The organism is Streptomyces sp. CB00316 (assembly GCF_001905595.1).
Classification (GTDB): domain Bacteria; phylum Actinomycetota; class Actinomycetes; order Streptomycetales; family Streptomycetaceae; genus Streptomyces.
This window is the reverse complement of the sequence record NZ_LIXI01000019.1, coordinates 17465-30250: the sequence shown is the minus strand read 5'-3', so window position 1 is coordinate 30250 and position 12786 is coordinate 17465. Positions and strand designations below refer to the sequence as shown.

At 70.1% G+C, this 12786-nt stretch carries 9 protein-coding genes and 1 pseudogene; 9 read left to right on the top strand and 1 reads right to left on the bottom strand.

The genetic code is table 11. The annotated features are described in order from the left end of the window. Nucleotides 1-16: 16 nt before the first annotated feature. The 8 genes from AMK21_RS32985 to AMK21_RS32950 all read left to right on the top strand — a co-directional run bounded on the left by AMK21_RS32985 (nt 17) and on the right by AMK21_RS32950 (nt 11858). A complete protein-coding gene (locus tag AMK21_RS32985; RefSeq protein ID WP_073882827.1) occupies nt 17-1696 on the top strand; it encodes an ABC transporter substrate-binding protein in 1680 nt (559 codons plus the stop codon). A gap of 17 nt (nt 1697-1713) precedes the next feature. Continuing rightward, on the top strand, nt 1714-2787 hold the full coding sequence (locus AMK21_RS32980; RefSeq protein WP_073882826.1) for an ABC transporter ATP-binding protein: 1074 nt from the start codon (nt 1714-1716) through the stop codon (nt 2785-2787). Further along, on the top strand, nt 2784-3764 hold the full coding sequence (locus tag AMK21_RS32975) for an ABC transporter permease (protein WP_073882825.1): 981 nt from the start codon (nt 2784-2786) through the stop codon (nt 3762-3764). The genes AMK21_RS32980 and AMK21_RS32975 overlap by 4 nt, the downstream gene beginning before the upstream one ends. A 5-nt stretch (nt 3765-3769) precedes the next feature. Further along, on the top strand, nt 3770-4774 hold the full coding sequence (locus AMK21_RS32970) for an ABC transporter permease (RefSeq protein ID WP_073882824.1): 1005 nt from the start codon (nt 3770-3772) through the stop codon (nt 4772-4774). Further along, complete coding sequence (locus AMK21_RS32965; RefSeq protein WP_073882823.1) at nt 4771-5766, top strand: ABC transporter ATP-binding protein; 996 nt, start codon at nt 4771-4773, stop codon at nt 5764-5766. The genes AMK21_RS32970 and AMK21_RS32965 overlap by 4 nt, the downstream gene beginning before the upstream one ends. 43 nt (nt 5767-5809) lie before the next feature. Beyond that, nucleotides 5810-7216: a GH1 family beta-glucosidase gene (locus tag AMK21_RS32960; protein WP_073882822.1), complete on the top strand. Its 1407-nt coding sequence runs from the start codon at nt 5810-5812 to the stop codon at nt 7214-7216. Nucleotides 7217-7321: 105 nt separating this feature from the next. Beyond that, on the top strand, nt 7322-10420 hold the full coding sequence (locus tag AMK21_RS32955; RefSeq protein WP_073882821.1) for a glycoside hydrolase family 3 N-terminal domain-containing protein: 3099 nt from the start codon (nt 7322-7324) through the stop codon (nt 10418-10420). A gap of 58 nt (nt 10421-10478) precedes the next feature. Beyond that, nucleotides 10479-11858, top strand: coding sequence for a hypothetical protein (locus AMK21_RS32950; RefSeq protein ID WP_073882820.1), 1380 nt, complete (start codon nt 10479-10481; stop codon nt 11856-11858). 35 nt (nt 11859-11893) lie between these two features. On the opposite strand, the gene AMK21_RS32945 is transcribed toward AMK21_RS32950, so the two are convergent. Next, a complete protein-coding gene (locus AMK21_RS32945) occupies nt 11894-12517 on the bottom strand; it encodes a MepB family protein (protein ID WP_079181321.1) in 624 nt (207 codons plus the stop codon). 59 nt (nt 12518-12576) lie between these two features. On the opposite strand from AMK21_RS32945, the pseudogene AMK21_RS32940 reads away from it, so the two are divergent. Next, a pseudogene (locus tag AMK21_RS32940) lies at nt 12577-12786 on the top strand (IS982 family transposase); the annotation flags it as partial.

The window sequence follows — 12786 nt, the reverse complement described above, 5'->3', positions numbered from 1 at the left end:
CTTTCCTGGAGTCGCCATGTCGTCACGCCGTCGCACCACGCTCGGAGCGGTCGCCGCAGCCACCGTCGTGATCGCGCTCGCCGCCGGCTGCTCGAACGCCAACTCGGGTGCCAACAAGAACGGTGGCGCCTCCGCCACCGGCGTACTGACCCTCGGGAAGCCGGACGGGCCGCAGACCAACAACAGCAACCCGTTCCTCAACACCTCGGCGGGCGCCACCCTCGGCTACCGGTACATGATCTACGAGCCGCTGGCCATGACGAACATGATCAAGCCCACGGACAAGGCGGACCCGTGGCTCGCCACCGACTGGGAGTGGGAGTCCAACTTCACCAAGGTCACCTTCACCCTGGACGCCCGGGCGAAGTGGGCCGACGGCAAGCCCCTGACAGCGGCCGACGTGGAGTACACCTTCGACCTCCTGAAGAAGCACCCGGCGCTCAACGGCAACGGCATCCCCTTCGACGGGATCGCGGTCGAGGACGGGAAGGTCGTCCTGACTTTCAAGGAGTCCCAGTTCGTCAACCAGAACAAGATCATCCAGACCTTCATCGTGCCCAAGCACATCTGGGAGAAGGTCGAGAACCCGGAGACCTGGCCCAACCGCACGCCCGTCGGCTCCGGCCCGTACAAGCTCAAGACGTTCACCCCGCAGACCACCACCCTCATAGCCACGCCGACCTACTGGAACGGCAGGACGAAGGTCAAGGAGCTGCGCTACACCGCGTACAACGACAACAGCGCCGCCACCACCGCGCTGGCCACCGGCAAGGTCGAGTGGTCCTTCGTCTTCATGCCGAACCACAAGCAGCTCTTCATCGACAAGGACCCCAAGAACCACAAGCTGTGGTTCCCCTCCGGCCTCGGCATCCACGGCCTCTGGTTCAACACCGCCCGCAAGCCCTTCGACAACCCGGCGCTGCGCAAGGCGATGGCGATGGTCGTCGACCGCAAGGCCATCCACATCCAGGCCCAGGCCACGCTCTACCCGGAGATCACCAACCCGACCGGCATCCCGCTGCCCGCCGGCGAGCCCTTCCTGGCCCCCGAGTACCAGGGCGCCAACACCAAACCCGACGTCGCCGGAGCGAAGAAGCTGCTCGCGGAAGCCGGCTTCAAGCTCAGCGGCGGGGTGCTCAAGGACCCGTCCGGCAAGCCGGTGACGCTCACCTTCACCGACCCGGCCGGCTGGAACGACTACATCACCGGTCTCGCGATCATCAAGGACAACATCAAGCAGCTCGGCATCGAGGCCAAGGTCAAGACCCAGACCGCCGAGGCCTGGGGCGTGGACGTCGCCAACGGCAACTTCGACGCCACCCTGCACTGGACCAACAGCGGCGCCACCCCGTACGACATGTACCAGAACATCATGGACGGGGCGATCCTCCAGCCCATCGGCAAGAGCTCCCAGACGGGCAACTTCGGCCGCTTCAAGAACGACGAGGCGACCACCGCCCTGAAGGAGTACGCCAACGCCAAGGACGAGGGCACCCGCACCAAGGCGCTCCACACCCTCCAGAAGATCTTCGTCGAGCAGGCCCCCGTCATCCCGACGGCCGCCGCCCCCATCGGCGCCGAGTACTCCACGAAGAACTGGATCGGCTGGCCCACCGAGGCCAACCCCTACGCCCCGCCGCAGCACACCCAGCCCAGCGCGCTGGAGATCGTGCTGAACCTCACGCCCGCCAAGTAGTACGGGAAGAACCGGCCATGACCACCGATCAGTCCGAGACCGTGCGCACCGGCACCGACGTGGTGCTGGAAGCGCGCGGGGTCACCAAGCACTTTCCCCTGCGCCGCACCGCGCGCGACCTGTTCACCCGCGAGCGCCGCAGCGTCCACGCCGTCGACGACGTCTCGCTCCGGCTCAGGCGCGGCACCGTCACGGCCCTGGTGGGGGAGTCCGGCTCGGGCAAGTCCACCGTCGCCCGCCTGCTCGCCCAGCTCCACCCGCTCACCTCGGGTGAGATACGGCTGGGCGGCGAGCCGGTCGTGGCCGGTCGTGGCCGCTCCTTCCGCCGCTACGTACGCCGGGTCCAGCTGATCTTCCAGGACCCGTTCGCCTCGCTGAACCCCGTGCACACCGTGCGCTACCACCTGACCCGCGCCCTGAAGATCCACGACCGGGCGGGCAGCGGCGACAAGGTGCTGGAACAGGCCCTGGCCGACCTGCTGAACCGGGTCCAGCTCACCCCGCCGCACCAGTTCCTGGACAAGTTCCCGCACGAGCTCTCCGGCGGCCAGCGCCAGCGCGTCGCCATCGCCCGCGCCCTCGGCGCCGACCCGCAGGTCCTCCTCGCCGACGAGCCCGTCTCCATGCTCGACGTGTCGATCCGGCTCGGCGTCCTCAACCTGCTGCGCGACCTCAAGGAGCGCCTGCACCTGGCGATCCTCTACATCACCCACGACATCGCCTCCGCCCGCTACTTCGCGGACACCACCCTGGTGATGTACGCGGGCCGGATCGTCGAGGGCGGCGACAGTGAGGCCGTCACCCAGCACCCCGCCCACCCCTACACCCAGCTTCTCATCGCCTCCGCGCCCGACCCGGACCGGATCGTCGCCGAGGAGGAACAGGAGGAGACCGGCACCGGCGAGCCACCCTCCCTCATCGCCCCGCCGGCCGGCTGCCGCTTCCACCCGCGCTGCCCGAAGGCCATGGAGCGCTGCCGCACCGAACTCCCGCCGCGCTTCGACCTGGCGGACGGCCAGTGGGCGGCGTGCTGGCTGTACGACGGCACGGATACGCGGGCGACCGCGGCGGTCAAGGAGGTCTCCCGGTGAAGTACCTCCTCCAACGGCTCGCGTTCTACGCCGTCACCGCCTGGGCCGCCATCACCATCAACTTCCTGATCCCCCGCCTGATGCCCGGCGACCCGGTCCAGGCGCTGCTCAGCCGCTACCAGGGCCAGCTCGACACCAACGCCATCGATTCCCTCAAGGCCCTCTTCGGCCTCGACGAGCAGCAGTCGCTCTGGCAGCAGTACACCGACTACTGGGCCCACCTCCTCGACGGCGACCTCGGCCTCTCCTTCACCTTCTTCCCGACCCCGGTCAGCGAGGTGATCGTCCAGTCGCTGCCGTGGACGCTCGCCCTGGTCGGCGTCACCACCCTGCTCAGCTTCGTCCTCGGCACCGGCATCGGCGTCTACAGCGGCTGGAAGCGCGGCTCCTGGCTGGACGGACTGCTGCCGGTCACCACCTTCATCTCCTCCATCCCCTACTTCTGGCTCGGCCTCATCGCGATCGCCCTGTTCGCCGAGAAGTGGACCCTCTTCCCGAACTCCGGCGGCTACGACAACAGCCTCGTCCCGGCCTTCGACTGGCCCTTCATCTCCAGCGCGCTCTACCACGCGGTCCTCCCCGGCGTGACGATCGTGCTGAGCGCCGTGGCCGGCTGGATCCTCGGCATGCGGAACATGATGGTCACCGTCTCCTCCGAGGACTACGTGATGGTGGCGCAGGCCAAGGGGCTCTCCGAGCGGCGCGTGATGTTCGGCTACGCGGCCCGCAACGCGGTCCTCCCCAACATCTCCGGCTTCGCCCTCTCGCTCGGCTTCATCGTCGGCGGCACGCTGCTGGTCGAGATGGTCTTCACCTACCCGGGCATCGGCTTCCAGCTGCTCCAGGCCGTCGGCGCCAAGGACTACCCGCTGATGCAGGGCGTCTTCCTGATCATCACGCTCTCCGTCCTGGCCGCGAACCTGCTCGCCGACCTCGTCTACGCCGCCCTCGACCCCCGCACCCGGAAGGAGGCGTAGACCCCGTGTCCATCACCGCCACCGATGTCGCCGTCCTGGACGGCGCGCCCGCACCCGAGGCGCCCACGCGCCGGGCCCGGCTCCGGTTCCTGCGCGGGGGCAAGACCCGTACCGGGCTGCTCATGCTCGCGTTCTTCGTCCTGCTGGCCGTCATCGGCCCGTGGATCGCCCCGTACGACCCCGACGCGATGAGCGACCAGCTCCTCCAACCGCCGTCCGGCGCACACTGGTTCGGCACCACCCACACCGGGCAGGACGTCCTCTCCCAGATCCTGGTCGGCACCCGGGGCGTCCTGATCGTCGGGTTCGTCGCGGCGGTCATCGCCACCGTGCTCTCCGTCCTCATCGGGGTCACCGCCGGGTTCATCGGCGGGGCCGTCGACGAGATCCTCTCCGCGCTCGCCAACATCTTCCTGGTGCTGCCCGGACTCCCGCTGATCATCATCGTCGCGAGCTTCGTCCCGGACACCGGCGACCTGCTCATCGCCTTCGCCATCGCCCTGACCTCCTGGGCCTGGGGATCGCGCATCCTGCGCGCCCAGACGCTGTCGCTGCGCCGCCGCGACTACGTGGAGGCCGCCCGCGCCACCGGCGAGTCCACCTGGCGGATCATCCTCTTCGAGATCATGCCGAACCTCACCGCGGTGATCGCCTCCGGTTTCGTCGGCACGGTCATCTTCGCCGTCCTCACCGAGATCACGCTCGCCTTCATCGGCGTCGCGGACATCTCGCACTGGAACTGGGGCACGGTCCTCTTCTGGGCCCAGTCCAACCAGGCACTCGCCCAGGGCGCCTGGTGGTGGTTCGTCCCGGCCGGCCTCTGCATCGCCCTGCTGGGCACCGCGCTCGCCCTCATCAACTTCGGCATCGACGAGTTCGTCAACCCGCGCCTGCGCACCGCCACCGGCTCCTCCCGGAAGGTGAAGATGCGCGTCGGCTTCACCCCCGTCGCCCGCAGACCGCTGAGTGCCGACCACCGCAAGCACAGCGGCAAGGAGCCGCGCCCATGAGCGCCGAGCCGGTCCTCACCATCAGCGGACTGAACGTCGACTACGGCACCGACGAGCGGGCCGTGCACGCCCTGCGGGACATCGACCTCACCCTGCACCGGGGCGAAGTCCTGGGCCTGGCAGGGGAGTCGGGGTCGGGCAAGTCGACCCTCGCGTACGCCGTGACCCGGCTGCTGTCGCCGCCCGGGGTGATCACCGGGGGAGAGGTCCACTACCACCGGCCGGGCGGCGACCGGCTCGACATCCTCTCGCTCTCCCCGGAGCAGCTGCGGGCCTTCCGCTGGCAGGAGCTGTCCATCGTGTTCCAGGGGGCGATGAACTCCCTCAACCCGGTGCACACGGTCCACAGCCAGCTCACCGACGTCCTGAAAGCCCACCGCCCCGACCTGAAGAAGGCCCGACGGACGGACCGTGCGAAGGAGTTGCTCAGCCTCGTCGGGATCTCCGCCGACCGGCTCGCCGCCTATCCGCACCAGCTCTCCGGCGGGATGCGGCAGCGCGTGATGATCGCCATGGCGCTGGCCCTGGAGCCCGAGATCGTCATCATGGACGAGCCGACGACCGCGCTCGACGTGGTGATGCAGCGCCAGATCCTGCGGCGGCTGGTCCAGTTGAGGGAACAGCTCAACTTCTCCGTCGTGTTCATCACCCACGACATCTCGCTCCTGATCGAATTCTCGGACCGGATCGCGATCATGTACGGGGGCCGCATCGTGGAGGAGGCGGGCGCGGCGGAGATCTACCGCGACCCCCGCCACCCCTACAGCGACGGGCTGCTCCACTCCTTCCCCGCGCTCCACGGCCCGCGCCGCGAGCTGACCGGCATCCCGGGCTCGCCCCCGCACCTGTCCGCGATGCCCACCGGCTGCGCGTTCCACCCGCGCTGCGGCAAGGCGTTCGAGCCGTGCGGCGTACGGGTCCCGCTGCTGGCCGCTCCGGCGCTGTCGCCCACCGACGACCGCCGCACGGTCGCCTGCCATCTGCACGCCTGACCAGGACCACCCGACCAGGACCCTCCCTACGTACGGAGACCGGATGACCCTCGCCACCACCCCGCAGCGAATCCTTCGGCCCACCGCGGTACGCGGGCTCCCGGCCGGCTTCCGCTGGGGCGTCGCCACCTCCTCGTACCAGATCGAGGGAGCGGCCACCGAGGACGGCCGCACCCCCTCCATCTGGGACACCTTCTGCCGGGTGCCCGGCGCCGTCGAGGGCGGCGAGAACGGGGATGTGGCCTGCGACCACTACCACCGGATGCCGCAGGACGTGGAGCTGATCGCGGGCCTCGGCGTCGACACGTACCGCTTCTCGCTCGCCTGGCCCCGCATCCAGCCGGGCGGCCGGGGCCCGGCGAACGCGAAGGGACTCGACTTCTACAAGCGGCTGATCGACGAGCTCCAGAGGCGGGGCGTCACCCCCTGGGTCACCCTCTACCACTGGGACCTGCCGCAGGAGCTGGAGGACGCGGGCGGCTGGCCCGCGCGGGACACGGCCCTGCGGTTCGCGGAGTACGCCTCCCTCGCGTACGAGGCCCTCGGCGACCGGGTCGAGCACTGGACCACGCTGAACGAGCCCTGGTGCTCGGCGATGCTCGGTTACGCGTACGGCGTCCACGCCCCCGGCCGCAAGGACTTCGGCGCCTCGATGCACGCCGTCCATCACCTGCTCCTGGGCCACGGTCTGGCCGCGCGGGCGATGCGGGCGGCGGCGGGGAGCAACCCGCTGGAGCTCGGCATCACCCTCAACCTGGGCACCGCGACCCCACAGACCCCCAGCGAGGCCGACCGCGATGCGTGCCGCCGCGCCGACGGCATGGGCACCCGCCTCTACCTGGACCCGATCGTCCACGGCCGCTACCCCGAGGACGTCGTCGCGGACCTGGCCGCCCAGGACGTCGAACTACCCGTATGTGAGGGCGACTTGGCGGCCATCTCCACGCCCCTCGACGTTCTCGGCGTCAACTTCTACCGGGGTATGCAGTTCTCCGGCACCACCGAGGACGGATCGACGGCCGACGCCGAAGGGCTGCCCGTGGTCCGGATGGTGGAGCGGGACCTGCCCCGTACGGCCATGGACTGGGAGATCACCCCCACCGAACTCACCGACCTGCTGGTGCGGTTGGAGCGGGACTACGGGCTCCCGACCGTCATCACCGAGAATGGCGCGGCCTTCGAAGACACCGTGGCCGCCGACGGCTCGGTCCCCGACGCCGACCGCACCGCCTACCTCGCCGACCACATCGACGCCGTCGTCGCCGCCCGCGCACAAGGGGCCGACGTCCGGGGCTACTTCGCCTGGTCGTTGATGGACAACTTCGAGTGGGCCTACGGTTACGACAAGCGGTTCGGCATCGTCCGCGTCGACTACGCCACCCAGACCCGCACGCTCAAGGACAGCGCCAAGTGGTACCGCGACACGATCCGGCTCACCCGGGGCGATTAGCGGTACATCCCGGCCCGCCCGGGACTCCACCGTGTGATGCGTCAACACCACTGATCCATAACACCGTTAGGCCCATCCGACCCCAAGACGAGAGCGCTCTCAAAAATGCCTCCCACCCCGTACCGCCGCCCCCGCAAGGGCAGAAGCAGACCCGCGACAGCCGCCGTGGCCGCCGCCGCGGTCCTGGCCACCCTGCTCGCCGGCGCCGCGCCCAGTCAGGCCGCCGCCGAAGACCCGGCCCCCGTGCTCATCGACCGCTTCGAGGGCGAGGTGCCGCTCGGCAACAACCCGCCCGCCGACGCCATCTTCACCTGGGGCGGCGACGCGGACGACCACCCGCAGCTGAAGCTCGCCGAGCGCGCGGACGCCCCCGAGGGCGAGCAGGTCCTCGAAGGCTCCTACGACATCAGCGCCTGGGGCGGGTTCAGCCACGAGTTCGCCGTGGACACCCCGCCGCGGAACTGGACCGCGCACCAGGGCATCCGCTTCTGGTGGTACGGCCAGAACACCGCACCGCTGCCGCCCGGTTCGGGCAAGCGCATCCACTTCGAGATCAAGGACGGCGGCGCCAACGGCGGCGCGTCCGAGCTGTGGACCACCTCCTTCACCGACGACTGGGAGGGCTGGCAGCTGGTCGAGATCCCGTTCGCGGACTTCGTCTACCGGGCCGACTACCAACCCGTCGGCGGCATCGACCAGATCCTCGGCCTGAACGAGATGTGGGGCTACGCCCTCACCCTCCCCGGCGGTGCCCCCGGCACCTTCGCCCTGGACGCCGTGGAGCTGTACGGGAAGGCGGACCCGGCGCTCACCGCGAGCGTGGTCACCGACACGGCAGTCCGCCCGGTGAAGAACGGCGCCGCCGCCGACATCACCCTCTCCGTCGCCACGACCGGCTCCGTCCCGACCGAGGAACCCGTGACCGTCACCTACGCCACCAAGGGCGGCACAGCGGTGGCGGGCAAGGACTACACCCCGGTCACCGGCAGCCACACCTTCCCCGCGGGCACCGCCTCCGGCACCACGCACGAGGTCACCGTCCGCACGGCGAAGGCATCCAAGCCCGCCGGGGCGAAGACGATCCCCCTGGAGCTGACCGTCACGGGCGCCAAGGCCCCCGCGGAGAACCCGCAGGTCGTCATCGACGCCCACGGACTCCCGTACCAGAACGCCAAGCTGCCGGTGAAGCAGCGCGTGGCGGACCTGCTGGCCCGGATGTCGCCCGCCGAGAAGGCCGGCCAGATGACCCAGGCCGAGCGCAACGCGCTCCGCACCCCCGGTGACATCGCCGCCTACGACCTCGGCTCGCTGCTCTCCGGCGGCGGCTCGGTCCCCGCCCCCAACACGGCCGCCGCCTGGGCCAGGATGGTCGACGCCTACCAGCTGCGCGCCCAGGCCACCCGCTTCCAGATCCCGCTGATCTACGGCGTGGACGCGGTGCACGGCCACAACAACGTCGTCGGCGCGACGATCATGCCGCACAACATCGGCATCGGCGCGGGCCGCGACCCGAAGAGCGCCGAGAAGACGGGCGCGATCACCGCCAAGGAAGTCCGCGCCACCGGCGTCCCGTGGGACTTCGCCCCCTGCGTCTGCGTCACCCGCGACGAGCGCTGGGGCCGCTCCTACGAGGCGTTCGGCGAGGACCCGGCTCTGGTCGAGGCCATGGAGACGGTCATCCAGGGCATGCAGGGCGCCCCGTCCGGCAAGGACCTGCACCGCAACGACAAGGTCCTCGGCAGCGCGAAGCACTTCGTCGGCGACGGCGGCACCGAGTACGGCTCCGCCACCACCGGCTCGTACACGATCGACCAGGGCATCACCAAGGTGACCCGCCAGGAGCTGGAGGCAGTCCACCTGTCGCCGTTCGCTGAGTCGGTCAAGCGGGGCGTGGGCACGGTCATGCCCTCGTACTCCTCGCTCGACATCCTGGGCGACGACCAGGGCCCGGTGAAGATGCACGCCAACGCCGAGATGATCAACGGCGTCCTCAAGGACCGGATGGGCTTCGAGGGCTTCGTCATCAGCGACTGGCAGGCCATCGACCAGATCCCCGGCGACTACCCGAGCGATGTCCGTACGTCCATCAACGCCGGACTCGACATGATCATGGTCCCGACCGCGTACCAGGAGTTCACCAAGACGCTCAAGGACGAGGTCGCGGCGGGCCGGATCAGCCAGGCCCGGATCGACGACGCGGTCTCCCGCATCCTCACCCAGAAGTTCCGCCTCGGCCTCTTCGAGAAGCCGTACGCGGACACCACGCACCTGTCGAAGGTCGGCTCGGCCGAGCACCGCGCGGTGGCCCGCGAGGCGGTCGCGAAGTCGCAGGTGCTCCTGAAGAACGAGGGAGCCGTCCTCCCCCTCAAGCCGGACCAGAAGGTGTACGTCGCCGGGTCCAACGCCGACGACATCGGCAACCAGGCCGGCGGCTGGACGATCAGCTGGCAGGGCTCCTCCGGCAGGATCACCCCGGGCACGACGATCCTGGAGGGCATGAGGAAGGCGGCGAAGACCCCCGAGTCCGTCACCTACTCCAAGGACGCCTCGGCCGCCACGGACGGTCACGACGTGGGCGTGGTGGTCGTCGGCGAGACCCCGTACGCCGAAGGCATCGGGGATGTCGGCAACGGCCACGACCTGGAGCTGACGGCCGCCGACAAGGCCGCGGTCGACAAGGTCTGCGCGGCCATGAAGTGCGCGGTCCTCATCGTCTCGGGCCGCCCGCAGCTCATCGGCGACCAGCTCGGCGAGATCAACGCGCTGGTGGCCTCCTGGCTGCCGGGCTCCGAGGGAGACGGCGTCGCCGACGTCCTCTACGGCAAGCGCGCTTTCACCGGACAGCTCCCGGTGACCTGGCCGAAGTCGCAGGCGCAGCTCCCGATCAATGTCGGGGACACGGCGTACGACCCGCAGTTCCCCTACGGCTGGGGCCTCACCACCCTGACCAAGCCGCCGGCCGGCGGCGAGCTGACCCTCGCGGCTCTCGCCGTGGCCGCCCAGGTCGCGGAGAAGGCGAAGCTGGGGAAGACCCCGGCGGGCAGGGCGATCGTGGACCAGGCGCGGCTGCTGGTCCAGCAGAAGATCAACGGGAAGTTCGGGCAGGGCGTCTCCAAGCCCTTCGCGGAGGCGGACCACCTGCTGCTGAAGGGGGATCTGACCGGCGCGGTGGCCAAGCTGCGCACGGCGTACCGCGCGGCGTAGCAATCCGGTGCTCCGGACGGGCGACGGCGTTCGTCGCCCGTCTGGAGTAGCGTTAAGTATGAGGAAAAGGCTCTTCCCCACGCTGTTGGCGGGCCTGCTCATCATCGCAGCGGCTGCACTCGCCCTGACCTCCCCTGCGTCGGCCGCCCCCGCGGCGACCATCACCGACGCCGCCCAGGCCCTGCGCGAGGACCCGGTCTACGTGGACCCGGCCGCCCGCGACCAGCTCTCCGTCGCTGACGAGAAGGCCCTGGAAGCCACCATCGAGAACGCGGACAAGCCGGTCTTCGTCGCCGTCCTGCCCGACACCGAGGCCTTCCCCGAGGAGGGCCTCCTCGAGACGTTGCGCAACGACACCGGCATCACCGGCGTCTACGCCGTACGCCTGGGCGAAGGCTTCGACGCGGGCGCGGACCCGCAGGTCATGCCGGTGAGGGCGGTCGACAACCTGACGGCCTCGGTCAAGAACCCGGCCACCGACACGGACCCGGCCTCCCAGCTCAACGCCTTCGTCGACCGGGCCGTCGAACAGGCCCGGGGCACCGCCCCCGCCTCCTGGTCCGGCGGCTCAGGCACGGCCGACGACCCCGGCGCCCCGGTCTCCGGCCTGATCACGCTCGGCGCCCTGGTGGCGGCGGGCGGCGCGGGTGCGTACGCGATCTCCCGCCGGAACAAGCGTCGCAAGGCGGAGGAGGAGCGGGCGGCCCTCGACAAGCTGCGGGTCGTGGTGGACGAGGACATCACCGCGTACGGCGAGACCCTGGAACGTCTGGACTTCCACCCCGCCGAACCGGGCGCCGACGACACCATGCGCGGCGACTACGAACGCGCCCTGGACTCCTACGAGAGCGCCAAGACGAAGATGGCCAAGGCCGAGCACCCGTCCGACGTGCGCGGGGTCACCCAGTCCCTGGAGGACGGCCGCTACTCCCTGGCGGTCCTGGAGGCCCGCCGCACGAGGGCGGCGATCCCGGCCCGCCGCCCACCGTGCTTCTTCGACCCGCGCCACGGCCCCTCGGTCACCGACGTGCTCTGGACCCCCTCAGGCGGCGCGTCCCGCGAGGTCCCGGTCTGCGGCGCCGACGAGATCCGGCTGACCCGGGGCGAGGACCCCATGAGCCGTACGGTCGACGTCGGCGACGGCAACCGCCGCCCGTACTGGGAGGCGGGCCCGGCCTACGGCCCCTGGGCCGGCGGCTACTTCGGCGGCGGCCTGCTCCCCGGCCTCCTGGTCGGCACGATGCTCGGCTCCATGCTCGCCACCCCGGCGTACGCCTCCGAATACGGCGGCGGTGACTTCGGCGGCGGCGCGGGCGGCGAGTGGGGCGGCGGCGACTTCTCCGGCTCCGACTTCGACTCGTCCGGCTTCGGCGGGGGAGGCGGCTTCGGCGACGGCGGAGGGTTCGGCGGCGGCGGATTCGACGGCGGCGGCTTCTAGACGAGTCATTCCAAATGATCAGTGGTCGTAGGCGGTCAGTGATCGCGGGACGGGCTGGCTCTTCTTGTGGTCGTGCCGGCGCTGTCCCATGGGCGGTAGAGCTCTTGGGCACGGGCGGAGTCGATGGCCGCCCCGTCCTGGGGCAGGTGCAGGAAGTAGTCCAGCTGCCACGCCTGCGCCATGCTGGCTTGGCGGTTGGTGGTGGTCACCCAGGGCGGGTAGACGCGGAAGGCTCGTTTCCCACCGGAACCGTTTGCCGACACGACACCGTGCCGGCGGAGCGCGTCCATGGGAATGACGAACTGGCCGAGGTTGTGCTGGTCGCGGGTGCTGATGACGAAGAGGTCGACGGGGTCCGTCGCGTCGAAGGGCTGGATGGGCCCGCCCGGGGACCTCTTCCATACGGTGACGAACTGGCCGACCTTGGTGGGGGTCGTCCTGGCTGCGCGGAATCGGATGGAGAGTCCGTCAAGGGTGAATGCGTGGGCGGCGTACGCGGCACTCTCGGCTTCGGGGACCGGCTGCGAGCAGGTGAACCCGCAGGGTTCGTAGATGAGGGCTTTCGCCGCAAGGAGATCACCGTGGGCCGGGGCGGTGCCCGGCCACGGTGTGAATCCGGTGGGGTGGAGATCGGATGAGTACTCGCGGTTCGTCGCCATTCGTTCACCCTGTCACGAATGCCTGGACGGTCGCCGACCGGCCGGGGCTGCTGATGGGCGAGAGCCTCCTGAAATCGGTGCGACAGCTGATCGAATCGGTCAACGACACCCTCAAGGGCCAGCTGGACCTGGAACGGCATGGCGGCCGGACCTTCGAAGGCGTCGCCGTCCGCGTCGCTCAGCGCATCCTCGCTATGGCCGCAGCGATCTGGCACAACCACAAGACCGGACAGTCGATCACACGCTCCCTCATCGCCTACGACCACTGA